This window comes from Allobosea sp. MMO-172, from assembly GCF_037147855.1.
Taxonomy (GTDB): domain Bacteria; phylum Pseudomonadota; class Alphaproteobacteria; order Rhizobiales; family Beijerinckiaceae; genus Allobosea.
This window is the reverse complement of sequence record NZ_JBBCUM010000004.1, coordinates 1-21673: the sequence shown is the minus strand read 5'-3', so window position 1 is coordinate 21673 and position 21673 is coordinate 1. Positions and strand designations below refer to the sequence as shown.

At 63.6% G+C, this 21673-nt stretch carries 26 protein-coding genes and 1 tRNA gene; 21 read left to right on the top strand and 6 right to left on the bottom strand.

What is annotated here, in order from left to right; all coding sequences use genetic code 11:
- The first annotated feature begins 75 nt into the window (after window positions 1-75).
- From WFK61_RS07185 to WFK61_RS07175, 3 genes are all read left to right on the top strand, one after another.
- Window positions 76-822 (top strand): electron transfer flavoprotein subunit beta/FixA family protein, encoded by a 747-nt coding sequence (locus tag WFK61_RS07185; RefSeq protein WP_336810858.1) that lies wholly within the window; start codon window positions 76-78, stop codon window positions 820-822.
- A complete protein-coding gene (locus WFK61_RS07180; RefSeq protein ID WP_336810857.1) occupies window positions 822-1766 on the top strand; it encodes an electron transfer flavoprotein subunit alpha/FixB family protein in 945 nt (314 codons plus the stop codon). Before WFK61_RS07185 ends, WFK61_RS07180 begins: the two co-directional genes overlap by 1 nt.
- 84 nt (window positions 1767-1850) lie before the next feature.
- Window positions 1851-2735 carry a 3-hydroxybutyryl-CoA dehydrogenase gene (locus WFK61_RS07175; RefSeq protein WP_336810856.1) on the top strand — a complete coding sequence of 295 codons (885 nt, stop codon included), beginning with the start codon at window positions 1851-1853 and terminating at the stop codon, window positions 2733-2735.
- A gap of 30 nt (window positions 2736-2765) precedes the next feature.
- Here WFK61_RS07175 and WFK61_RS07170 read toward each other — a convergent pair whose 3' ends face one another.
- Window positions 2766-3272 carry a DUF3060 domain-containing protein gene (locus WFK61_RS07170; RefSeq protein ID WP_336810855.1) on the bottom strand — a complete coding sequence of 169 codons (507 nt, stop codon included), beginning with the start codon at window positions 3270-3272 and terminating at the stop codon, window positions 2766-2768.
- 221 nt (window positions 3273-3493) lie between these two features.
- Here WFK61_RS07170 and WFK61_RS07165 point away from each other — a divergent pair, with 221 nt between their 5' ends.
- Window positions 3494-4051 carry an HNH endonuclease gene (locus WFK61_RS07165; protein WP_336810854.1) on the top strand — a complete coding sequence of 186 codons (558 nt, stop codon included), beginning with the start codon at window positions 3494-3496 and terminating at the stop codon, window positions 4049-4051.
- Window positions 4052-4054: 3 nt separating this feature from the next.
- Here the strand turns inward: WFK61_RS07165 and WFK61_RS07160 are convergent, their stop codons facing one another.
- Both WFK61_RS07160 and WFK61_RS07155 read right to left on the bottom strand, forming a co-directional pair.
- On the bottom strand, window positions 4055-4582 hold the full coding sequence (locus tag WFK61_RS07160) for a disulfide bond formation protein B (protein WP_336810853.1): 528 nt from the start codon (window positions 4580-4582) through the stop codon (window positions 4055-4057).
- A gap of 7 nt (window positions 4583-4589) precedes the next feature.
- Window positions 4590-5201 carry a YqaA family protein gene (locus WFK61_RS07155; RefSeq protein ID WP_336810852.1) on the bottom strand — a complete coding sequence of 204 codons (612 nt, stop codon included), beginning with the start codon at window positions 5199-5201 and terminating at the stop codon, window positions 4590-4592.
- A 198-nt stretch (window positions 5202-5399) separates the two neighbouring features.
- Between WFK61_RS07155 and WFK61_RS07150 the strand changes: the two genes are divergently transcribed.
- From WFK61_RS07150 to WFK61_RS07115, 8 genes are all read left to right on the top strand, one after another.
- Window positions 5400-5484, top strand: a tRNA-Leu gene (locus WFK61_RS07150).
- Window positions 5485-5666: 182 nt separating this feature from the next.
- Entirely contained in the window at window positions 5667-6944 is a 1278-nt protein-coding gene (locus WFK61_RS07145; RefSeq protein ID WP_336810851.1) for a tyrosine-type recombinase/integrase, read from the top strand.
- A 213-nt stretch (window positions 6945-7157) separates the two neighbouring features.
- Window positions 7158-7355, top strand: a complete 198-nt coding sequence (locus WFK61_RS07140) for a helix-turn-helix domain-containing protein (protein ID WP_336810850.1) — start codon at window positions 7158-7160, stop codon at window positions 7353-7355.
- Window positions 7352-7606, top strand: a complete 255-nt coding sequence (locus tag WFK61_RS07135) for a helix-turn-helix domain-containing protein (protein WP_336810849.1) — start codon at window positions 7352-7354, stop codon at window positions 7604-7606. Before WFK61_RS07140 ends, WFK61_RS07135 begins: the two co-directional genes overlap by 4 nt.
- Window positions 7603-7827, top strand: a complete 225-nt coding sequence (locus WFK61_RS07130) for a hypothetical protein (protein ID WP_336810848.1) — start codon at window positions 7603-7605, stop codon at window positions 7825-7827. The genes WFK61_RS07135 and WFK61_RS07130 overlap by 4 nt, the downstream gene beginning before the upstream one ends.
- Complete coding sequence (locus WFK61_RS07125; RefSeq protein ID WP_336810847.1) at window positions 7824-8147, top strand: DUF6074 family protein; 324 nt, start codon at window positions 7824-7826, stop codon at window positions 8145-8147. The genes WFK61_RS07130 and WFK61_RS07125 overlap by 4 nt, the downstream gene beginning before the upstream one ends.
- A 281-nt stretch (window positions 8148-8428) precedes the next feature.
- On the top strand, window positions 8429-9310 hold the full coding sequence (locus WFK61_RS07120) for a hypothetical protein (protein WP_336810846.1): 882 nt from the start codon (window positions 8429-8431) through the stop codon (window positions 9308-9310).
- 311 nt (window positions 9311-9621) lie between these two features.
- Window positions 9622-10473, top strand: a complete 852-nt coding sequence (locus WFK61_RS07115) for a hypothetical protein (RefSeq protein ID WP_336810845.1) — start codon at window positions 9622-9624, stop codon at window positions 10471-10473.
- Here the strand turns inward: WFK61_RS07115 and WFK61_RS07110 are convergent.
- Both WFK61_RS07110 and WFK61_RS07105 read right to left on the bottom strand, forming a co-directional pair.
- Window positions 10470-11027 carry a hypothetical protein gene (locus WFK61_RS07110; protein WP_336810844.1) on the bottom strand — a complete coding sequence of 186 codons (558 nt, stop codon included), beginning with the start codon at window positions 11025-11027 and terminating at the stop codon, window positions 10470-10472. The genes WFK61_RS07115 and WFK61_RS07110 overlap by 4 nt on opposite strands.
- 178 nt (window positions 11028-11205) lie before the next feature.
- Entirely contained in the window at window positions 11206-11811 is a 606-nt protein-coding gene (locus WFK61_RS07105) for a hypothetical protein (RefSeq protein ID WP_336810843.1), read from the bottom strand.
- Between the two features lie 278 nt (window positions 11812-12089).
- Here WFK61_RS07105 and WFK61_RS07100 point away from each other — a divergent pair, with 278 nt between their 5' ends.
- From WFK61_RS07100 to WFK61_RS07075, 6 genes are all read left to right on the top strand, one after another.
- Window positions 12090-13346 (top strand): S49 family peptidase, encoded by a 1257-nt coding sequence (locus tag WFK61_RS07100; protein ID WP_336810842.1) that lies wholly within the window; start codon window positions 12090-12092, stop codon window positions 13344-13346.
- A complete protein-coding gene (locus tag WFK61_RS07095) occupies window positions 13343-13573 on the top strand; it encodes a hypothetical protein (protein ID WP_336810841.1) in 231 nt (76 codons plus the stop codon). The genes WFK61_RS07100 and WFK61_RS07095 overlap by 4 nt, the downstream gene beginning before the upstream one ends.
- Window positions 13574-13972: 399 nt before the next feature.
- The gene (locus tag WFK61_RS07090; RefSeq protein ID WP_336810840.1) at window positions 13973-14287 is read left to right on the top strand and encodes a hypothetical protein; all 315 of its coding nucleotides are present in this window, start codon (window positions 13973-13975) and stop codon (window positions 14285-14287) included.
- Window positions 14288-14289: 2 nt separating this feature from the next.
- The gene (locus WFK61_RS07085) at window positions 14290-16881 is read left to right on the top strand and encodes a phage tail tape measure protein (protein ID WP_336810839.1); all 2592 of its coding nucleotides are present in this window, start codon (window positions 14290-14292) and stop codon (window positions 16879-16881) included.
- A gap of 9 nt (window positions 16882-16890) precedes the next feature.
- On the top strand, window positions 16891-18036 hold the full coding sequence (locus WFK61_RS07080; protein WP_336810838.1) for a phage late control D family protein: 1146 nt from the start codon (window positions 16891-16893) through the stop codon (window positions 18034-18036).
- A 689-nt stretch (window positions 18037-18725) separates the two neighbouring features.
- On the top strand, window positions 18726-18905 hold the full coding sequence (locus WFK61_RS07075) for a hypothetical protein (protein WP_336810837.1): 180 nt from the start codon (window positions 18726-18728) through the stop codon (window positions 18903-18905).
- A gap of 339 nt (window positions 18906-19244) precedes the next feature.
- Here WFK61_RS07075 and WFK61_RS07070 read toward each other — a convergent pair whose 3' ends face one another.
- The gene (locus tag WFK61_RS07070) at window positions 19245-19991 is read right to left on the bottom strand and encodes a hypothetical protein (RefSeq protein WP_336810836.1); all 747 of its coding nucleotides are present in this window, start codon (window positions 19989-19991) and stop codon (window positions 19245-19247) included.
- Window positions 19992-20020: 29 nt separating this feature from the next.
- Here WFK61_RS07070 and WFK61_RS07065 point away from each other — a divergent pair, with 29 nt between their 5' ends.
- From WFK61_RS07065 to WFK61_RS07055, 3 genes are all read left to right on the top strand, one after another.
- Window positions 20021-20443: a hypothetical protein gene (locus tag WFK61_RS07065; protein ID WP_336810835.1), complete on the top strand. Its 423-nt coding sequence runs from the start codon at window positions 20021-20023 to the stop codon at window positions 20441-20443.
- Window positions 20444-20531: 88 nt separating this feature from the next.
- Window positions 20532-20810, top strand: a complete 279-nt coding sequence (locus tag WFK61_RS07060) for a hypothetical protein (protein ID WP_336810834.1) — start codon at window positions 20532-20534, stop codon at window positions 20808-20810.
- Window positions 20811-20902: 92 nt separating this feature from the next.
- Entirely contained in the window at window positions 20903-21619 is a 717-nt protein-coding gene (locus tag WFK61_RS07055; RefSeq protein WP_336810833.1) for a DUF429 domain-containing protein, read from the top strand.
- Window positions 21620-21673 lie beyond the last annotated feature (54 nt).

Genomic DNA, 21673 nt, shown 5'->3' with positions numbered 1-21673 from the left:
GGGCCGCGATGCCGCTGTCCTGCCGTCAGGTACGGTGCGGCGCGAGGCTCATCTCTTCTGAACGGTGATCTGGCGATGAAGATCTTGGTGCCCGTGAAGCGGGTGGTTGATTACAACGTGAAGATCCGCGTGAAGGCGGACGGTTCGGGCGTCGAGCTGGCGAACGTGAAGATGTCGATGAACCCGTTCGACGAGATCGCGGTGGAAGAGGCGCTGCGCCTCAAGGAAGCCGGCAAGGCGACCGAGGTGGTGGTGGTCTCGATCGGCCCGGCCCAGGCCGCCGAGACGATCCGCACGGGTCTTGCCATGGGCGCCGATCGCGGCATCCTGGTGAAGGTCGATGGAATCGTCGAGCCTCTGGCGGTCGCCAAGCTGCTGAAGAAGGTGGTCGAGCAGGAGGCTCCCGGCCTCGTCATCCTCGGCAAGCAGGCGATCGACGACGATTGCAACCAGACCGGCCAGATGCTCGCAGCTCTCCTCGGCTGGGGCCAGGGCACGTTTGCTTCGAAGGTCGAGCTCGGCGCGGACAGCGTCGATGTCACCCGCGAGGTCGATGGCGGCCTGCAGACGGTGTCGCTCAAGCTCCCGGCGATCGTCACCACGGACCTGCGCCTCAACGAGCCGCGCTATGCCTCGCTGCCGAACATCATGAAGGCGAAGAAGAAGCCGCTCGACGAGACCTCGGCCGATGCGCTTGGCGTCGATGTCGCGCCGCGCCTCAAGGTGCTCAAGACGGTCGAGCCCGCCGGCCGCTCCGCCGGCGTCAAGGTGGCGAACGCCGCCGAACTCGTCTCCAAGCTCAAGACCGCCGGGGTGATCTGATGACCACGCTGCTGATCGCCGAACACGACAACGCCTCCGTCAAGGACGCCACCGCCAAGGCGCTGACGGCTGCCGCCAAGCTCGGCGGCCCCGTCCACATCCTCGTCGCGGGCCAGGGCGCCAAGGGCGCGGCCGATGCCGCTGCCAAGCTCGCCGGCGTCGAGAAAGTGCTGCTCGCCGATGACGCGGCCTATAGCCATGCGCTGGCCGAGCCGCTGGCGGCGCTGATCGTCAAGCTCGCGGGGGCTTACGACGCCATCGTCGCGCCCTCGACCACGACCGGCAAGAACGTGCTGCCGCGCGTCGCCGCCCTGCTCGACGTGATGCAGGTCTCGGATGTCAGCGCGATCGTCTCGCCCGACACGTTCGAGCGCCCGGTCTATGCCGGCAACGCGATCCAGACCGTGCAGTCGACCGACGCCAAGAAGCTGCTCACCATCCGCACCGCCTCCTTCGCGGCGGCGGGCGAAGGCGGCTCGGCTCCGGTCGAGAGCGTCTCGGCTGCGGAAAACCCCGGCAATTCGTCCTTCAAGGGCGAGGAGGTCGCGAAGTCCGACCGTCCGGAGCTGGCCTCGGCCAAGATCATCATCTCGGGCGGCCGCGCGCTCGCCTCGGCCGAGAACTTCGGCAAGGTGATCGAGCCCGTCGCCGACAAGCTCGGCGCGGCGATGGGCGCCTCGCGCGCCGCGGTCGATGCGGGCTACGCCCCGAACGACTGGCAGGTCGGCCAGACCGGCAAGGTCGTCGCCCCCGAGCTCTACATCGCCGTCGGCATCTCCGGCGCGATCCAGCATCTCGCCGGCATGAAGGACTCGAAGGTCATCGTCGCCATCAACAAGGACGAGGAAGCCCCGATCTTCCAGATCGCCGATTACGGGCTGGTAGGCGATCTGTTTACCGTCCTGCCGGAACTCGACGCAGAACTGGCAAAAGCCGGCAAGTAACGCCGGGATTACCGCTTCCGGGCCGCCCTCAGGGCGGCCCGCTCCGCTCCTGCGGGAGCCTGAAAGTTCATCCGGGATCAAACCATGTCGGACCACGCGATCAAGACGATCGGCATCATCGGGGCAGGCCAGATGGGCAACGGCATCGCCCATGTCGCGGCTGCCGCCGGTTTCGACATCCGGCTGCACGACATCGCCGAGGAGCGGATCAACGCCGCGCTCGCCACGATCGACGGCAACATGGCCCGGCAGGTCTCGAAAGGCGCGCTGGCGGACGAGGAACGCCGCGCGGCGATCGCGCGCATCCGCCCCGCCGTCGGGCTGGCCGATCTCGGCGAGTGCGACCTCGTCATCGAGGCCGCGACCGAGAACGAAGAGGTCAAGCGCAAGATCTTCACGGCGGTCTGCCCGCATCTGCGGCCTGACGCGATCCTCGCGTCGAACACCTCCTCGATCTCGATCACGCGCCTTGCCGCCGCGACCGATCGCCCCGAGCATTTCATCGGCATCCATTTCATGAATCCGGTCCCGCTGATGCAGCTCGTCGAGCTGATCCGCGGCATCGCCACCGATGACGGCACCTTCGAGCGCGCCAAGAACCTCGTCGGCAGCCTGCACAAGACCGTCTCGGTCTCCGAGGACTTCCCGGCCTTCATCGTCAACCGCATCCTGCTGCCGATGATCAACGAGGCCGTCTACACGCTCTATGAGGGCGTCGGTTCGGTCGAGGCAATCGACACGGCCATGCGTCTCGGCGCGAATCACCCGATGGGCCCGCTCCAGCTCGCCGATTTCATCGGCCTCGATACCTGCCTTTCGGTGATGCAGGTGCTCCATGACGGGCTGGCCGATTCGAAATATCGCCCCTGCCCGCTGCTGGTGAAATATGTCGAGGCCGGCTGGCTCGGCCGCAAGACCAAGCGCGGCTTCTACGACTATCGCGGTGAGAAGCCCGTCCCGACCCGCTGAGCCGGTCGCTTCAGCACTGAAGCCATCGCTTCAGCGGCGGCTGATCCGGTTCTCGACACCACCGGCCGATACCGAGGGCGCCTTGACGCCGCTCTCGGCGCGCCATTCCACCACGTTCTTGGCGCCCTGCACCTCGATCTGCGTCGGCCCGGCCAGCGTCAGCTCCAAGGTCTGATCCGCGCCGGAAACATCGATCTTCGCCGTCTCGGCCGCCTTCACTGTGACCTTGACCTTGTTCTGCGCGACCTCGACGACGAGTCCGCCGGCAGTACCGCCCTCGATCTGATTCGAGACGCCGCTGACCACGAGCTCTCCAGCCGTATCGAAGGACAGTGTGTGATCGGCGCCGTGCACGCTCACCGCGCCGCAGCGGCCGGTGAGCACGACCTTGTGTCCGGCACCGGAAATCGCGACGTACTGCCCGTCCTCGCAGGTGAAATCCCGCGACATCTGCGCGCCCTCGACCCGGATCTCGGCGGCGTAGGCCGGCAGGATCACGACCATCGTGGCAAGGAACGCGGCAAGCTTGGCCTTCACGGGCGGATCCTCCGGGGTTTTGCGCACGAATCGGCCCTATCGGCCCTCTACGGCGACTAGCGGCGGAGTCGGGCGATTATGTGCCGGGCCGCACCGGTGCGCCTCGACGCAGCTGCAACAAGCTCCTTCACATTCCTGTCGTCTCGCGCTTACATTGCTTTCCGGGCGGGATTCGTCCCGCTCGACGAAGCGGAGGTGCGACGGGTTTGACGGCGCATGTGATGCATCCGATGGCATCGCCGGACGGCTGTCCGGCTCTGGTGCTGAACGCCGATTTCCGGCCGCTCAGCTACTATCCCCTGTCGCTCTGGAGCTGGCAGGACGCGATCAAGGCGGTCTTCATGGACCGCGTCAACATCGTCTCCGAATACGACACCGTGGTCCGCAGCCCGAGCTTCGACATGCGGCTGCCCTCGGTGGTCTCGCTGAAGAGCTATATCAAGCCTTCGCGGACGCCGGCCTTCACCCGCTTCAACGTCTTCCTGCGCGATCGCTTCGCCTGCCAGTACTGCAACACGCGCGAGGAACTGACCTTCGACCATGTCATTCCGCGCTCGAAGGGCGGCCTGACCACCTGGGAGAACGTCGTCGCCGCCTGCTCGCCCTGCAATCTGCGCAAGGGCGACAAGATGCCGGCCACGGTCGAGATGTTCCCGGCTCAGAAGCCCTATGCGCCGACGGTCAACGACCTCCACCGCAACGGCAAGCTCTTCCCGCCGAACTATCTGCACGAGAGCTGGCTGGACTATCTCTACTGGGATTCCGAGCTGGAGCCGTAAGGCTTACGCCGCCGCTTTTCCGCGCAGCAGCCCGAACAGAGCGAGCAGCAAGAGTCCGGCCGAGGCCAGCGCATTCCAGCCGGCAAGCGACAGGCCGAGGAAACGCCAAGCCGCCTCCCCGCAAGAGACGATCCGCGTCGTCTGCAACTGCTCCATGAAATCCTGCAGGCCGGCCGCGGCCGGGGCTGCCCCGCCGCAATCGTTCGGCCCCATGAACCAGCCCCATTCGACACCGGCATGATAGACGCCGAGCCCGGTGCTCCAGGCCATCAGCCCGGCCAGCCCCAGCAGGACGAACCACTGCAGCCGCGGCGAACGCGCCAGCACCAGTCCCACGAGCGCGAGCCCGATTGCGGCATAATGCGGCGCGCGCTGCTCGAGGCAGAGCTTGCAGGGGCGCAGGTGCAGGACGAGCTCGAAGAACCAGGCCCCGGCGATCAGCGCCAGGCTGACCACGCCGATGAGGGCGATCAGCTGCCGCGCGCTGGGCTGGCGGCGCGGAGCGGGGGTGGCAGCAAGGGAGGCGGTCATGGCGGGCTCAGCAGGAGAGAAGCTGGCCCGACCCTGCGACGAGCTTGAGGCCGAAATAAAGCAGGATCAGCAAGGCCGCGCCCACCACCGCGATCACTTTCAGGCGACGTTCGATGAAGTGGCGGATCGTGTCGCCATAGCGCTGGAGCAGGAAGGCCAGCGCGAAGAAGCGCGCCCCGCGCGCCAGCACGCAGGAGATGACGAAGAAGGTCAGGCCGATATGGACGGCGCCGGCCAGGATCGTCACCACCTTGATCGGCGGCAGATGGGCAAGGCCGGAGGTCGTCAGCAGGATCAATGTCGTGTCCGGCCCGGCGCAGGCCTTGAGCGTCTCGAAGGCGCCGAGCTTGCCGTAGAAGGCGAGAACCGGCTTCGCCAGCGCCTCGAAGGCGTAATAGCCGAGCGCATAACCGGCGATGCCGCCGAGCACCGAGAACAGCGTCGCCACGAAGGCCAGCCGATAGGCCCGCTGCGGCCGGGCGAGCGCCATCGGCACGAACAGCACGTCGGCCGGGATCAGGAAGAACGAGCTTTCGACGAAGGCGACGACCGCCAGCCAAAGCTCCGCCCGCGGCCGGGCGGCGAGCGACATCGTCCATTCATAGAGGCGCTTGAGCATGGCGCGCTCTAGAGCATGCGCGAAGGGGGGACGCAACGGCTTCGGCGCCGCCATTAGGCGCGTTTTCGTGCCATGCCGGCCCGCCTTCGATGTCGGCGGCGAAACATCCTGCGGATCGCCGCTCGAAACCTGCGTGAATGGCGGCGCCGGCGATTGACCGGCATTCGTCGATCGCTATAGTCCGCCCGCCTGCAAAGGGCCCCTGTGGCGGAATTGGTAGACGCGCTCGACTCAAAATCGAGTTCCGCAAGGAGTGCTGGTTCGATCCCGGCCAGGGGCACCATTGGCTGTTTATCAGCGGTCACAGCCGATCAATTTTTGCCAAAAACTGTGCGCTATGACCGGTTTGCGCGTCATATGTGATTAAGAGCGATCAAGGGCAGTCACGGCGTTTGTTGGCATTCGCGTTGGAAGACATCAATCTCTTCCAACAGAATTGCCAACACCGCCCCCCCGAGGTGCTCCGTGCCACTTACCGACGCGAAAATTCGTGCGGCCAAGCCGTCAGATAAAACGGTCAAGCTCTCTGACGGAGAAGGCTTGCAGCTTTGGATTATGCCCTCAGGCACTCGATCGTGGCGACTGGCATATCGGTTCGGAGGCAAGCAGCGCGGGTTAGGGATCGGCCCATACCCAGCGATCTCGCTGTCTGCGGCTCGCCGAGCGCGTGAAGCGGCAAAGCGGCTGCTCGCCACCGGGAACGATCCGACCGGGCACAGCACCGTGATCACGGTTGCTCTCGACGAGGCACGCCGCATCGACGCAGGCGCCAGCACGCGCGAGGCAGCGACCGCCGCCGCCGTAGCTGCGAAGCAGCGTGAGGCCGTACTGCCGGGCGAAAGTTTTCGCGAGGTGGCGAAGGAATGGCTTGCGAAGACGTCGAAGGATGGCCGCGCCGAGGTCACGGTCGAGAAAGTATCATGGCTGCTCGGGTTTGCGCTCAACGATATCGGAGACAAGAGCGTGCGGTCGATCTCGTCGCGAGACGTCCTCGGCGTACTGCGCAAGGTCGAGGCGCGAGGCCGGGTGGAGAGCGCCAATCGCCTCCGTTCTGTCGTCGGACGCGTGTTCCGTTATGCCATAGCAACCGACAAGGCGGAAAATGATCCGACCGTCGCGTTGCGCGGCGCCATTGCAACACCTGTCGTCCGGCACCGCCCAGCGATCGTCGATGAGAAGCCGTTCGGCGCGCTTCTCCGGGCGGTCTGGGGTTTCGAAGGACTGGCTACCATCCGCTTTGCGCTCAAGCTGATGGCCTATCTCGCACCTCGGCCGGGAGAGCTTCGCCTTGCAGAATGGCCCGAGTTCGATCTCGACGCTGCGGCTTGGAACATCCCGGCTGGCAGGATGAAAATGCGCAGGCCGCATCGCAAGCCACTGCCCACGCAGGCTGTCTCGCTTCTTCGGGAGCTGCACGAGATAACGGGGGACGGCAAACTGCTTCTTCCGGGGCAGCGCGTCTGGACGCGCCCGCTCTCCGAGAACACGCTAAACGCTTGCCTTCGCCGCCTCGGGTATTCGGGGGATGAGGTCACAGCTCACGGATTTCGCGCGAGCTTCTCGACTATCGCGAACCAGTCGGGAAGGTGGTCTGCCGACGCGATCGAGAAGGAGCTAGGCCATCTGGACGAGGATGAGGCGCGACGCGCGTATGCGCGCGGCCTCTTCTGGACCGAGCGCGTTGATCTGATCCAGTGGTGGGCGAACAAATGTGATGAGCTTCGCGTGACCGGTCAGGATTGATAGCGCGTTGGACCTACTGGATATACTCGTAACCTAGGTCGATCACCCTTGACCGGCCCTAAAGCGGTTGCTTATACCCCCCACGTACCGGGGACACCGGATGAATGCAGAACACCACGCGGCGGCGTGGAGCATTTCGTCCGGTTTTCGCCGCCGCGAAGACCACTCTCACTCGGCGGCCATTACTGGCCGCCTCGTAAAGGTGGTCAACATATGGCTGCGGACAAAGCGCTTCCCCCGGAGCAGGTTCTCCTTTCGTATCCCGATGCCGGCCGTATCCTTGGCATATCCAAGAGCACGGTTCGCAATCTGACGTTGCGCGGCAAGCTCACTCCGGTCGAGTTTCTGGGTGTCAAACGCATTCCCCGGCGCGAAGTCGAACGTCTGCTTACGGAGATCGGAGCGGCATGATGGCTCTCGATCCCAACACCGACGCCAAGGCCATCGAGAAGCTCATGCCGAAGGCGAACTACCGACCCGAGGCGGTAGCGCGCCTGCTCGACGTCAGCGTCTTCTCTATTCGGCGCATGGTTCATCGCGGCGAGCTTGAGGGTGCAAAGGTATGCGGCGGCCTGCGCATCCTCCGCGCGTCGATATGGGCTTACCTGCTTCGGACCGGCCTCGACGTGAACTTCGCAGACCTATCGGAGGGCACTCGATGACCGAGATAGCGCGCATTCGACAGGCCATTGCCGAGGCACAACTCCACCTCGACAACCTCACGGCCGCCGCAGAGCTGGCGGCCGATCGGGGATCGCGAGGCCCCTCGCCGAAGGAGATCGAGCAGGCGGAGTGGCATCTCGCGTTTCAGCGCCGCCGGCTGGACCTAGCGCGCAGCGCCGTCTCGGCGCCGCTCGCACCTGCGATGCGAGGTGTCCGATGAGCGCGGCCATTCAGTTCATCGCCGAGCATGCCGTCAGCTTCGTCTTCGGCGGCGGGAACGGGTCGGCGGCCCGAAATGCCGTCGTTTTTCCTTTCCCAGCCAAGCGGCGACGCGGCGACATCACCGGCATCGTCGCCCACATGCTGGCACTCGACCTCGCGGACGGCGAGGCTTTCCTCGCCGTCCTTGAACGTGAATACGCCGACCATCTCGTCGGCAAGCTCATCCAACAGCACGTCATCGACGATGAGGTTTCATCCTTCCGAGGCGCCGTTCGTGCAGAAATTTGGAACGTCGTGCTGCGGGGTGGTCACTCATGACAGCCGTCGATGCGAAGTGGGTCCGAGATCGCGCAAACCAGTCTAGCCCGCAGCCATCCGGAAATTGGCCGCTCAGCGCCGGCTCGGCGGATCGAGTGTCCGCTACTCCGCCCGATCCGGGCGGCGGCGGTCCGGGGCGAGCTAGTCCCAAGAAAGAGAGGCTCGCCGGGGCAGGGAACCCCGGCGAGCCCAAATCAAAGTTCACGCGCGACGAGAATACTGTCCCTCACGGCGAAACGGCAAGCCAGTCGCCGGGTGATATCCGGTACGCAGCGCGGCTGATGCGCTATTGGAAAGCCTTCGACGTCAAGAGCCGCCGCGACAGTGAGCGCGCCTGGCTGGACGCATTGATGTTCGACAAAAATGCGCCGGAGATCGCGACGAAGCTCGGGCTAGCCGTATTGTCGTTCCGAGCCGACGAAGACGATTGGATCACCGTCCCGCAGGCCGAATTGGCAGGCATGATAGACCGCAGCACCAAGCGGGTCGGCGACGCGTCCGGAGAAATCCGTGATGCCGGCTACTTCGACTACGAGCCCGGTAGGAAGAACGTCGGCTACTCGCGATATCGCCTCCGCGTGCCAGATGCTGCGCTGATCGAAGACGTCGTCAGCCAGAAGAAAACTTCTGCCTGTGAGGGTGGTCAGTCGGTTGCGGGCCGGTTCGAAAACGGCGTCTCAGCCAGAAGAAAACTTCGAGCTGAACAAGCTCTCAGCCAGAAAAAAAGTTCTGGCAGATATAATAGTAAACCTATCTCTGAGGGTAGGTCAGATAATAGCTCAGTTATGGATAAGGGGGAGGTTCCCCTTAAGGGGAACCCTCCCCCGATTAATACTGGCTGTGTTTTTAAAGAGAGGTCTGGCTCTAAATTTACAGAGCGCCGAAACGCGCCTGACGCGCGTTCGGCTCTGGACCTGCCAGATGCCTCTCTCCGGCCCTGCCCCACTCCGGCCGAGCTAGCCGCGATGCGAGAGGCCGTCGCCGACGCTCAGGTTCAGCTCTCAAGCTTGGAAGTTCGGTCGGACTTCGCTGTTCATGACCAGGAGCAACAATGGGCCGATGCCATCGCCGAAGCCAAGCGAACCCTTTCCGATCAGAACAGGCGGTTGAGGCAAGCCCTGCTCCGCGCGCAGGGACACAGCGGGGTCGGCTATGAAGACTGAACCTCGCGACGCGCCCTCAGAGCGGGCCACAGGCGCCATCCGCGCTCAAGCGCCGCTCTGCCGCATGCTCGGGTCTCGGACCCGCTCAGCGGCCACGCCTGCCACGGCACGGGCCGGTCATGCTCGGGAGGGTGGCCGGAAAAGGTACTTCCGAGGAGGGGGGGCGGCGTGCGGGGGTCGCGGCCCCGGCATTTGCGTGTTTTTCCAGTTTCGAAATTCCGACTTTTGTTGCATTTGAATTTGAGGCCGAGATTGGAATAAGCGACTGAATTATATGAACTATCAATCAAATTTCGTTGAGGAACGAGTGCATGGGAGATGAACGAGAGGGCATCGGCGGAGCTGAGCACCCAATCTTGCACATTCAGCTCAACGCCGATGGCGTGGTTGCACCAGCGCGCCAAGCCGCAGCCACCGTCGCTGAGGTCGTGGCGGGATGTCTGCGGGCTTTCGAGGCAGGAGAGTTGGCTCGTCCGGCGCCATTGGCTGGGTTTTCCGCTGTGATCGATCTCGGAATGCCTGACCTCGCGCCCGAGGCCAGGCATTCGCTTTATTCGAACTGGCTCGTAGCTAAGGGCTTTCAGGACCTGTTACGAGGAGTTCGGGCCTCTCTCGAAGAGGCGCTCCTTTTTATCGCCCTGATGGGATACGAACCCAAGCTCACGACTGTTGGCGCAATAGAAGAATTCGTTGCTCAAACACGTAAAACGGCGAGCGGACTGAAATTTCCTGCGCTTCTAGAGCGCATCCACCGAGGCCTAAAATTGCCCTTGATCTATGGCGCCGAGGTCCAGTCCCTCCAATCAGCGCGAAACTGCCTTGAGCATCGGAACGGGATTGTAGGTCAAGGCGACGTGGACCCTATTACCCAGGCGCTGACCATCAGCTTTCCGCGTATGAAAGTATTCTACGAGCGGGACGGTCAAGAATTAGAGATCATGCCGAATGCGGTCGTAGATGCAGGAGAAGAAAAGGCTGAGGTGCAAATCTATATGCGGCGCGATATCGCGACCAAGAGCTTCGCTTTAGGCGAGCGGATCGAATTTTCGGTACCAGAGTTCATTGAGATCGCAATGTCGTGCATGATCTTCGCAGCGGACCTCGCGGGTAAGCTGCCATCGGGTACCCGCGCGGTACCGCCTAGAGGAACCGACGAGAGTTAGTCGCGACCCGTCACCTCCAATGCTGCCACGATCGCCGGCCGGACTAGATCGCGAATTTCCGCGCGATACTCGTCCGAGCTGGTTTCCCATCGCAGGTATCGCTTCTCGCGCAGCGCATCGTGGAATGCCTTTGCGCCTGCGTCTACGGCGGCCTCTAGTCGTTCCCGCGACTGCTTAATCGAAGCGGCGAGTTCGGGATGCGCCTCGGCGAAGGTCATGGGCTTGGCCTTTGCAATCTCTTCCTCGGTCCACGGCCGCTCGATCTCCGGATCGGGGCCCATCAGCTCGCCTGTCGCGGTCTCTACCCACCAACCATCTCGATCCTGATGCGCAATTCCTTTCGCTATGAGCGCGCGCATTTCGCGGTCATAGATCGCCCAGCGGCGCATCATCTCCGCCTCGCCCTCTTCGGTGTCGGGCAGGTCGCCAGTGGCGAAGCTGGGCCATTTCCCCGTCATCGTCCTGCACTCGCTGTTCACTAGAAGCATCAAAGTGCGACGAACGTGCACCAAGTGCAACGACTGCATCGATTGCAAAACAATCAGCTCCTGCATTGGAGTTTTACTTAGATTTTTCGGCGGGATTGGTGGTGATTGGGCCGGCGGCAACAGTCAGCCGCATCCTCTGAATGGGGCCGGCGGCGTTCGTCCTTGCCGCCGCCGGCTTCCTAGCGCTGGACGGCCAATGATCTCCACCTTACGAAACGTCTTCCGTTCGCCTGGCACCTCGACCTCAGCCGAGGTTGAGCGCGCCATCTCTGAAATCGATGGGCGCATCTCCGATAAGACGCGGCAGCATGAAGCGCTTTCGGCACGACGCGTTGATATCCTGATCGAAGACGAAGCGGCAGCATCGAAGCTGCGACGGCAGGTCGCCGATCTCGGCGAGGAAGTTACGGACCTTTCCGCAGCTCGCGAACGACTTGTCGGAAAGCTTGATCAGGCACGGGCGGTCGAAGCGGAGCAGGAGGCAAAGCGGCGCTACGCCGCCGCAATCGAGCGGCGCGACGCCACGGTCAAGGTACTGCGTCAGAGGCTCCCGAAACACCTTAAAGAGCACCTCGTCCTCATACGTCTGATTGAGGAAACACGAGCCGAGGTCCACGCCGCGAACGCCGCGCTCCCGCCGGGAACAGCTTACATCGCTGACGCCGAGGGTCTGGTGCGCGATCGGGCAGGAATTCCAGAAGTGGTCCTTGATGAGGCCCGAGAAACCCTCTGGTTGCGCACTGACCGTTACCCCGCAGAGCAAATCGACATCACGAAGGTCCGCGGCTTCCGCAAGCTGGGCGGTGGTAGGGCGCAGTTCAACGAGCTGACGGATCGCGTTGGTGGTCAAGTCTATAGCCAGCAGACCGACCAGATCATCCCCTGCCTCGGGTACGTCGAGGTCCGGCGCACTATTCGCGCAGCTACACCTCGCCAGGACAGCGAGCCACTGCGCCGGATCATGATGCCCGGCCTTCGCTGGCACGATCCAGGTTACGTCCCTCCGCCGTGGCACGACCCCTCGCCCGAAGATGTGCTACGCGCTATCGAAAGGGCTGAGGCTTCCGCTGAAGAGCCCGCTCCTAAGTCCACTGAGGTCCGCGTAATCACGACGCGCGAGGACCTCGAATGATCCCGTATCACCGGATCGCGGAGCGGCTGTATAGCCGCCCGCTGCTCATCCTTCCGCAGACCGCGCACACAATCGAGGGCTTCGTCCGGTCACGCATCCGGGACGGAGGCGAGATCGAGGCGGGCGGTCGCAGCGGCGGGAGCAACGAACGCAGCGCCGAGACGATCGAGTTCTTCCAGTCCACCCGGAACGAGACCGGTGGCCAGGAAGCGCACAGCCCTCGCGCTTCGCGCTTCGTTGGCTCGACCCCGCTTGATGCTTCCGGCCGACCGCTGCCGTTCCGCCGAACGCAGGACGGGACCTCGATCATCACGATCGTCGGTGAGCTGGTGAACCGGGGTGCTTGGATCGGGGCCTCGTCGGGCCTCGTTTCATATGAGGGCATCTCGCATCAGCTTGCAGCGGCGACGGCCGATCCGATGACGCGGACGATCTTGCTCGATTGCGAGAGCCCCGGTGGCGAGGCGGTGGGGGCATTCGAATGCGCGGCGGCGGTTCGGAAGGCGGCGGCGGTTAAACCTGTCGTCGCGATAGTCAACGGCATGGCCTGTTCAGCGATGTACGCCATTGTCTCCGGTGCGACGCGGATCGTGACCACGCCAACCGGCCTCTCCGGCTCGATCGGCGTCGTGATGATGCATCTCGATTATTCACAGCTACTCGCAGCTATAGGGATCGAGCCGACCTTCATCTTCGCCGGAGACCACAAGGTGGACGGCAATCCCTACGAGCCGCTCCCGCAGGCCGTCAGGGCCGACTTCAAGCGCGAGATCGACGCGTTCTACGACCTGTTCCTGCAAACGGTCTCGGCCGGCCGGGGTGCCCGGCTCACTGCGCAGAAAGCGAAGGCGACACAAGCCAAAGTCTTGATGGGCGAGGCAGCCGTGAAGGCAGGCCTGGCCGATGAGATGATGACGTTCGACGAAGCGCTGACAGCGATCGCGAACGGGTCTTTGGTTCGCCGGAGCAGCGGCCCTGTCTCGATCGCCTCTTCGGCTGGGCAGACCTCAGCCGCCACCACGACTGAGAGCCCGCTCGTTACCGCTGCCCGGCGCCATGCCGCAATGGCGCGAGGCAAGGCGTCGCCGCCTACGGCGAGCGCAAACGCCAGCCCGACCGCGCGCCTCGCGACGAAGCCCGCTGCACCATCAGCCGTTGGGGCAAAAACTAACGTGCCGGTTGAACGCGGCATCGTCGCGGCGGCCCGCGCCGAAGCCGAGCGGATGCGCGCCAAACGACGGAGGCTCAATTGATCAGCAATCAGGATCGGAATGCAGCGATGACAGAACTTGCCGAGACCTGTGAAGCGATCGGCCTCGACTTCGACCTTGACGCGGCCATCGCATCGAATGTCTCGGTTGGCGACGCCGCGCTTCTCGCCTTGTGCCGTGCCCCCTCGCTGGACGAGCGAGCCCTGATCCGCTCGGGCGCCATGCTTCGGCCTCGGCTGAATTTTGAGGAGCCAAGGCTTCATGCGTGAAGTGCGCCAGCCAACTGGCGCCTCGGCGCCCTCGACCAGAACGCGAGCCAGGACAAAACCGTCCCGGCGTAATCGCACGTATGCGACCCCGGAAAAAATCCGTGCAGCTTTCTTGGCGGGTCAGGGGAAGAACGCAACGGAGATAGCCTCGGTCCTTGGCAACACGACCGAGCGAAAAATCCGAGACATGCTTCGGGATGCAGGTGTCCGTATGGAGCGGCCGTTCGGGCGTCCCAAGGCGGTACAAATCCACTGCACAATCACGGACCTGCGCCGCCTCGAAGATGCCGCCGCAGAGCGCGAGGCCGCCCCTGGCGACTTCGCACTCCATTTGCTCCGCTTGCTCCTCAGCGAGCCTACCCTGCTCAGAAACTTGCTCGACGAAGCGGAGGAGGCGGCATGAGCGACCTGCCGCCATTCATCATCGTCAGTCTGCCTGGCGCGACGATCGCGATCGACGGCGGCGCGACTAGCTCTGTCGTCGTCCGATTGCCTTCTGATGACGAAACCGGAGCGATGATCCCAGCCACAGAGGCAGGCGACCCTGCCGGCATTTCAGCCTTCTATAGTCTTGCGGGCCTTTCGGTGGATCAAGCCGACGCCCTGCCGGAACCCACGCTCGACGCACTAGTCGCTGGCATCACCCAAGCCGTTGCTCTCGTGCTTCAACGCCGCGCCGCAAAGGCCCTCGCCTACGATCCCTTCGAGAAATAGCCATGGGGAACCTGACTTCCACGCTTACCGTCAAGCTGATCGACGGCATCTCCGGCCCGGCCAAGGGCGCGGCCGGCGGGCTCGGGCAGATCAACAAGGCGCAGGCCGACCTCGCTAAGTTCAAAGGCTATCGCGAACAGGCCGCGCGTCTTGATGAGATGTCCCGTGCACATGACAAGGCGCGAGGAACTGTCAAGCAACTCGCGTCGCAACTCATCGCGGCCGAGAACCCCTCGAAGAAGATGCAGGCCGCCTACGAGCGGGCGACACAGTCCGTCGACAAGCTCGGAAACAAGATGGAATGGCAGCGAGCGCGGGTTCGCGGCGCCGCTGCCGAGCTTGAGAAGATGGGCGCCTCGGCGCGCAACCTGACCGGCGCCGAGAACGCGCTCCGCGCCTCGATCGACAAGACCACGGCTGCGATGAAGCGGCAGGAGGCGGCGGCGGCACGATCGCATCGCCGCCGGGAGGCACTCGGCAATGCCGGGGCGCTCGCGGGTGGGATCGCGGCCTATCGCGGCAAGGAGACCGCGAAGAAGGCGATCGTCTCGGCCGCCGAGTTCGACATCGGGACGCGGAAGCAGCGCGAGTTCACCGACCTGTCGAAGGAAGATCAGGCGGGCTTGCTCAAGCAGGCGACGAAGATCGGCCAGGACACGCAGTTTTCGAACCTCGACGTCGTCAAAGCGCAGACCAAGGCGATGCAGGGTCTGCCGAGCGGGATCACAGGCCGGATCAAGGCCGAGGTCGCGGAGGGCATCCTCGAAAACGTCAAGAACTACGCCCTCGTGATGGAGGCCGACCTTGAGACGTCGGCGGAGGCGATCCGCTCCTACTTGCAGGCCACCGGCAAGGACATCTCGACGAAGGAGAAGGCGCTCTTCGAGGCCAACAAGGCGACGAACCAGCTCGTCAAGATGGCGAAGCTCGGCGGCATGTCCGATGAGGACGTGCAGAGCTACATCAAGTACGCCGTTCCGACCGGCACGGCCGCCGGCTTGACGCCGGAGAGCATGCTTGCGCTGGGCGCGCTCGCCCGCCGGGGCGGGCTACGCGGCGATGAGGCCGGCGTCTTCATGCGCGCCACTGCCTCCAAAATGGCAAACCCGACTAAGGATGGCCTCGCCGCTCTGAATGCGGCGGGGATCGACTACAATTCCTTCGTCCGCATGCCCAAGAGCTTGAGCGCAGACGGGTTGCAGGGGCAGTTCCGCAACTCGATGGGCCTCAATTTCACCGATGCGACCCGGAAGAAGCTCGAAGGCGTCCTCGGCAACTCCGGCCTGATCGGAGATCGCGGAAAGTTCGTCACCGCTGTGACGGAGGCAATCTCCGGGCAGATGGAAAAGACGAAGAAGGGGGCGATGAAGCCGGCCGATCGCGTCAACGTCGCGAAGGCCGCGAGCAAGTTCCACCAGATGTCGGCGCAGAGCGTCGATGCCGAAGCTCTGCTTGATGCGGTCATGGGGTCGAGCATGACCCTGGCGCAGTTGAACGCCTTCCTCACGAACAAGCATGGCGGCAAGGGCGCGATCACTCAGAAGCAGCGCGAGGAATACGTCGCGAGCCGGAAAGAGCTGAACAAGACAGGCGACGATCCCGACTTCGCGAAGCGCAAGGCAGATGAGATCATGGCCGGTCTTGGCGGTTCGTTGGAGCGGCTCAAGGGCTCGGTCGAGAACTTCTATCTCGCGATCGGCCAGGCCAACGAGAAGCTGCTCACGTTCTCCTTCGACAAGATCGGGAACGCGATCGACGGCATCTCCAACATGAGCGACACGGCGAAGCAGGCCGCGACCGCGCTTGGAACACTGGCGGCCGTTGGCGGCGGTCTCTACGCCTTCACGCGGTTCTCCGGAATGCTGCTCGGCATGGGCGGCTCGGCCGCCGCCCTAACCGGCTCGGCCGCTGCGCTCGACGCGTCGGCCGCCGCTCTGATGCGCGCTGCTGTGGCGCAGGGTGCCGGCGGCGTTTCTGCCGGCGGCGCTGCGGCTGGCGGCGCTGCGGCGGCTGGCGCCGCTTCTCGGTGGGGGATGCTCCTCCGTGGTGCGGGCGTCGCCGGGATCGCAACGGCGCTCTACGCCGCGCTCTATCCGGTCCGCGAGGCGAACGAAAAGCGCTTCGAGAACGTCGCCCCCGGCGAGGTCCACAATCAGGGCCAGAACCGGCGCAAGTCCGGCAACGCGATGATGAGGGAGCAATTCCTCGAAGAGCGGCGCCGGCTCGGCATTCTGCCGGAGCAAGGCGACGCGGCCGGGACGCAGGCGGGCACGAACGCGGCAGACGGTATCGCGGGCGGCATAGCCAACAACGCCGGCAAGATCGATGCGGCTGCCTCGTCGATCTGGTCGAAGATCAAGGCGATCTTCGGCGCAGGCGTTGATGTCCCGATCCGGCCTTCTGTTTCGCCCGCCAATCCGGCGACGCCGGGGGCGAACAAGCAGAGCAGCGTGGCACCGGTCATCCACAACTCCGTCCGCATCAAGACGCCCTCAGGCGATCCAAACGAGATCGCCTCTGCGGTCTCGCGAGCAATCGGCGAAAGGACTGCCGAGAGCCTCCGAGGAGCGTTCACGGACAGCGATTACGCCTAAGGAGGGCATATGGAAAGGCGGAAGGCCGTCTACATCGTCCTGATCGACGGCAAGGACATCACACCCGGTCTTGTTGCCGTCGTAACCTCGATCACGGTTGTCGATGGCGATGGCGAAAAGGCCGACAGCGCAACGATTGACCTAGACGACAGCAACGGCCAGATCGCGCTTCCGCGCGTCGGAGCGAAGATCGAAGTTGGTCTCGGTTGGGAAGGCGACATCGGCGCCGTCATCTGCTTCGAAGGCAAGGTAGACGATCTCAAGAGTACCGGCGGACGAGGTCAGGGCCGGATGCTCTCGATCTCCGCGAAAAGCGCCGACACGCGCGGCAAGCTCAAGCAGAACGACGACAAGCACAAGGACGATGCCACCCTTGGCGACGTGGCGTCGGAATGGGGCAAGGACGCCGGCCTGGCCGACGTCAAGGTTCATCCTGATCTCGCGAAGATCAAGCGCGACTACTGGTCGATGGATCGAGAGAGTTTCCTCTCATGGGCGGCCCGAACCGCCAGTGAGATCGGCGCGACTTTCAAGGTCATGGGCGAGCGGGCGATCTTTGTCCCGCGCAGCTCCGGCCAGTCGGCGAGCGGGAAGCCTCTTGCAAAGATCACCGCTGCATGGGGCGAAAACCTGATCTCGTGGAACATGTCGCCGGTCCAGTCCCGCGACGAATACAAGACCTTCGAGGCGAACTTCTACGATCGCAAAGAGGCGAAGTGGAAGACGAAAACCTTCGACGCGAAGGAGGTCGGGTCCGGGATCGAGGCGTCCAAGACGAAGCGCTTCTCATCGGCAGATGAGGACAGCGCGGAGAGTGACGCTCAGAGCGAGGGCAAGGAGAGCGACCGCGAGAAGGGCGGCGGGTCGGTTGAGATCGATGGCAATCCGGCGGCGCAAGCCGAAGCGGAGTGTCAGCTTTCCGGCACGCGGCCAGGCATCGACGGAACGTACCGGGTCGAGAAGGTGACGCACCGCTACACCCGCTCCTCCGGTTTCACGACGACGCTCGACCTCAAGCAGCCCAAGGGCGAGGCCGGCAAGGACAACCGGAAGAGCGAACCGGCCGGCGGCGCGAGCGGGTCGGCCAAGACGCTGACCTCGCCGAACAACTCATCAGTCAACGGCATTGGCGACGCGCCGAGCGCGATTGCCTAGCCAGTCGCGCGGCTATTCCCGCGCCAAAGCGCCGGGGGTGATCGCCACCCCCGGCCTCTTGTTCAGGCTATTTGACGTTGACGTAGACCAACGTGACCCGCACCCCGCCGCGCCTGTCGGTGTTGATCACGACCTCTCGTGGGGTTCCGCGTGCGAGGTCTGCACGACGGAGCGCAAGCTCCTTGATGCGGCGTCGCTGTTCAGTCGTCAGAGGCTTTGTCATTCGCTTGCTCCTTAGCCAGACGGAGCGTCTGGTGCGGTATATAGCAGGCGCTTGCATTTTTGATTTTTGGCATCCGTCACGCCGCCCCAGAGCCTCGGCAAATCCACCGCGCTCGTGGCTGGTCTCCTCGTCCTGGCTCTCAATCCGCAACCCGGCCTCGTTCCGGTCCCGCCGGCTCTTCCCGGTCGATACGAGGATGAGGCCGAGCCCTCCAATCGCCACACGCGACGGAGGGCGGAGAAGCTCAAGAGGCGAGTATGAAATTGATAATGCCGCCCTTGCCGCGACACGTTCACGGCTGCGGCATGGGCTGAAAAAGAAAGCCGCCGACCTCTGCAAAGGTCTGGCGGCTTAACGTGAGCACTCTTTCGCCGAGCGTCGCTGGACGCCTCCGAGCATCGTTGAGCGTCGCTGATCCGAAATACCATCGGGACAGCGACGTGTAAACGCGAGATCGGGGGCGGTGATGAAGATCGAGATCAGCGCGGGCGACGATGTCCTGACGCGCTACGCGGAACGGCTCGATCGTGCCGGCACAAAGGCGCCTGTCGCGATGGCTCGCGCTCTCAATCACGAGAGCGACAAGGGCCGAGCGCAGATCACCGGGATCAAGTCATCCATAATCGGCATCGGGTTCGAGACCTGACGCACCTCAAACTAGCGGCGCCAACGCCTGAAGCACCACTGCAATCGCGGCAAAGATCGCCCCACCAGCATTCCAATTCGCCTGAGCGGAGAACGTAGCGGACATGTGCCAGCCATCGAGGTAGGCACCACCTAGATGGGGAGTTCGCCCCTCCTTAGCCGCGTTGCGTCGCTCGCGTTTTAGGTACTGCTCCTGCGTGACCTTAACCCTCGCGCTGCGAAGCCAAAAGCCTGCCGAGACTAGGGCCGCAATCAGCGAGGCCCATTGCAAAGCTGCCGTCATTTCTGCCCCCGCGCTCGTATGCATCCATATCGAGCCAGCCAAACCCACCACCCAACGTCAGGCCCATCGCGACCAAAGCGCGTCCGCGCTCTCGCGGAACGCTTCGACTTGATGGTCAATATCGATCATCACGACCCCGGTGCCGGCAGCAAGTTTCTCAGCGATCGTAGCGGTCGAGCGAGCGAAGCCGAACAGATCGTTGATCTGAGGCAGCTCTCGGCCATCATCAAGCTCCGACCAGTGCGCCGCAGCTTTGTTCCGGTAGTGGCTGAGCGAAGCATTCCGCTCGTCCGTTTCAGCCAGCTTCCATAAGTCCACTGCCCGATCGAGGTCAGCGCGATTTTCCTCATAGGCCAGACGGGAGACCTCGGGATCGCGTAACAGTTCGAACGCAGCTCGAAGTTGCTTGTCGCCCTTTCGGACCGGAGCGTAGGCCCTCATCGCCAAAAAAAGGATACGCCAGAAGAGCGCGTCCCTGATCCGGTTCATTGCCAAGCCGCCGCCAGCATCTCGGATTGGGACGAAGGTCTCTTCCCGATTGCCGCGCTCTAAAATCTCTACGCAGGCTAGCATGTCGATGCCGTCGCGATACGCGTCGGCCGCAATGCCGCGTACGCGACCCCAACGTTCTTCAGGCGTCATCTCGTTCCCTCCCAATGGGCAAATTTCCAAACAGCAATGGCCGGCGCAAGTTGGAAAAATAAAAAAAGCAAATACTTTCAGTAATAACGATTTTGGAAAATATAGAATTGGAATTTGGAAATAAAAACGATTGCTTAATAAGAAATTTATGCTGAGATACATTCATCGCAGCGCGCGATTGGAGGTGCCGAATGGCGAATATTTGCTACACTTTTGAGATCGATGGGCGACCCGCGTACATGGCGTTTGCGAGTGAGGATGATGCCCAGAAGCGCCTATGCCGAGGTTTTGATGTGATCGAGAACGGCTGCTCGGTGCTTCGCCCCGGCTCGGCCGTCTCCATGCGGCCGAGCACGCGGGACGAGATAGGCACATTCATCAACCTGGCCGCCCGAGCCTGCCTCGCCGGCCGGATCGAATGGGAGGATGTCATGGATGGCTTTCCGATCTTCCTTATCGCGGGCGCTGACCCCGAGTTTCCCGATCTGGACATCAATACCGCGTTGCCAATGAGCGCTCCCCCGCGCCCTCTGATGGGCTTTGGCATCCCGATCGAGGACCACCTCGCATTCTATCGCTTCGCACCACCTCCAAGCGTGCCACAGGCCGCTTGAGGGCATCCCAGCCGGCGCGACCGGCGCCTCCGGCGGCGAGACCCTCCTCGCCGTCATTCTGAACCAGTTGCGTATCAGGAGCCCGCCGTTGGCCTTTTTCTCGATCACTTCCACCATGCTCGCTGAGAACCGAGCGAACGTGATCTTCGTGTTTCGACCCGACGATCCGGCGATCGTTTCAGAGGCCGATTTCGGCGAAGCATTGGCCAAACTCGGCTGCATCGCAGGGACGCGTTGGCGGTTTCGCGAGGCGCATAGCCGCCTGCTCGATCCTCGCCGGATCGTCATCGGCCTAGCAGGGATAATTCAGGCCGTTAGGTTCATCCATCCCTGCGCTGAGGCGGCTCCGGAGCCAGCAGATGCGTGAGCGCCCTGTAGTTGATCATGATGTTTGCGTAACGGTCCAACGTATTTGCCATGAACGCTTCTTGAGCTTCATCCGCGCGCTGGCGATAGCGGATGCAGCTCGGGACAGCGTTGACATGGCCCTTGCGGCTCGGGCTATCACAACCGCATCATCTGCTGATGAGAACGGTTCTCGGGATAGATGCCGCGTGGACCGCAAGCCAGCCAAGTGGGGTCGCGCTCGTCGTCGATGATGGCGGAAGCTGGCGCTTGGTGCGGGCGGCAGCTTCCTATGCGAGCTTCGTTACGCCTGCGGGCGCGGCGGCTGAGGCAAGGCCCTCAGGAGGGCTGCCCAATGCGGATGCACTACTCGCCGCGTGCCACATGCTCGTCGGAGCTAGTCCGGCTCTGGTGGCGATCGACATGCCGCTATCGCTCGTGCCCATCACATCGCGCCGCGCGGCCGACAATGCCGTCTCCGCCGCCTATGGCGCCCGGCATTGCAGCACCCACACCCCGAGTGCGACGCGGCCAGGCCGGATTAGCGACGATCTCACCGCCGGCTTCGCGGCGGCTGGCTATACCCTCCGGACGAGAGGGACACCGGAGCATGGCCTGATCGAGGTCTATCCCCATCCCGCACTGGTCGAGCTGGCGCGGGCGACACGCCGTCTTCCCTATAAGGTCGGGAAGGCCCGCTCTTATTGGCCCGCTCTGGCGCCAGGGGAGAGGCGGAAGAACCTGCTGGCAATGTGGGGCTCAATCGTCGCGTTGTGTGTTTCGGCGTGCAAGTTTGACCCCTTGAGGCGGGGGATCGGCGTCCAACTTTGACCCCCTTGAGCCGGTTTCGGTGAGACTGTCCGTTCTGGTTTCAGACGGGCGGGC

What these genes read in the sequence shown, in the direction of transcription:
- WFK61_RS07185 (WP_336810858.1), top strand. Translation starts at nt 76, where the DNA reads ATGAAGATCTTGGTGCCCGTGAAGCGGGTGGTTGATTACAACGTGAAG.
- WFK61_RS07180 (WP_336810857.1), top strand. Translation starts at nt 822, where the DNA reads ATGACCACGCTGCTGATCGCCGAACACGACAACGCCTCCGTCAAGGAC.
- WFK61_RS07175 (WP_336810856.1), top strand. Translation starts at nt 1,851, where the DNA reads ATGTCGGACCACGCGATCAAGACGATCGGCATCATCGGGGCAGGCCAG.
- WFK61_RS07165 (WP_336810854.1), top strand. Translation starts at nt 3,494, where the DNA reads ATGCATCCGATGGCATCGCCGGACGGCTGTCCGGCTCTGGTGCTGAAC.
- WFK61_RS07160 (WP_336810853.1), bottom strand. Translation starts at nt 4,582, where the DNA reads ATGACCGCCTCCCTTGCTGCCACCCCCGCTCCGCGCCGCCAGCCCAGC.
- WFK61_RS07155 (WP_336810852.1), bottom strand. Translation starts at nt 5,201, where the DNA reads ATGCTCAAGCGCCTCTATGAATGGACGATGTCGCTCGCCGCCCGGCCG.
- WFK61_RS07140 (WP_336810850.1), top strand. Translation starts at nt 7,158, where the DNA reads ATGGCTGCGGACAAAGCGCTTCCCCCGGAGCAGGTTCTCCTTTCGTAT.
- WFK61_RS07135 (WP_336810849.1), top strand. Translation starts at nt 7,352, where the DNA reads ATGATGGCTCTCGATCCCAACACCGACGCCAAGGCCATCGAGAAGCTC.
- WFK61_RS07130 (WP_336810848.1), top strand. Translation starts at nt 7,603, where the DNA reads ATGACCGAGATAGCGCGCATTCGACAGGCCATTGCCGAGGCACAACTC.
- WFK61_RS07125 (WP_336810847.1), top strand. Translation starts at nt 7,824, where the DNA reads ATGAGCGCGGCCATTCAGTTCATCGCCGAGCATGCCGTCAGCTTCGTC.
- WFK61_RS07120 (WP_336810846.1), top strand. Translation starts at nt 8,429, where the DNA reads ATGCGCTATTGGAAAGCCTTCGACGTCAAGAGCCGCCGCGACAGTGAG.
- WFK61_RS07115 (WP_336810845.1), top strand. Translation starts at nt 9,622, where the DNA reads ATGGGAGATGAACGAGAGGGCATCGGCGGAGCTGAGCACCCAATCTTG.
- WFK61_RS07110 (WP_336810844.1), bottom strand. Translation starts at nt 11,027, where the DNA reads ATGCAGGAGCTGATTGTTTTGCAATCGATGCAGTCGTTGCACTTGGTG.
- WFK61_RS07100 (WP_336810842.1), top strand. Translation starts at nt 12,090, where the DNA reads ATGATCCCGTATCACCGGATCGCGGAGCGGCTGTATAGCCGCCCGCTG.
- WFK61_RS07090 (WP_336810840.1), top strand. Translation starts at nt 13,973, where the DNA reads ATGAGCGACCTGCCGCCATTCATCATCGTCAGTCTGCCTGGCGCGACG.
- WFK61_RS07085 (WP_336810839.1), top strand. Translation starts at nt 14,290, where the DNA reads ATGGGGAACCTGACTTCCACGCTTACCGTCAAGCTGATCGACGGCATC.
- WFK61_RS07080 (WP_336810838.1), top strand. Translation starts at nt 16,891, where the DNA reads ATGGAAAGGCGGAAGGCCGTCTACATCGTCCTGATCGACGGCAAGGAC.
- WFK61_RS07075 (WP_336810837.1), top strand. Translation starts at nt 18,726, where the DNA reads ATGAAGATCGAGATCAGCGCGGGCGACGATGTCCTGACGCGCTACGCG.
- WFK61_RS07070 (WP_336810836.1), bottom strand. Translation starts at nt 19,991, where the DNA reads ATGTATCTCAGCATAAATTTCTTATTAAGCAATCGTTTTTATTTCCAA.
- WFK61_RS07065 (WP_336810835.1), top strand. Translation starts at nt 20,021, where the DNA reads ATGGCGAATATTTGCTACACTTTTGAGATCGATGGGCGACCCGCGTAC.
- WFK61_RS07055 (WP_336810833.1), top strand. Translation starts at nt 20,903, where the DNA reads ATGCAGCTCGGGACAGCGTTGACATGGCCCTTGCGGCTCGGGCTATCA.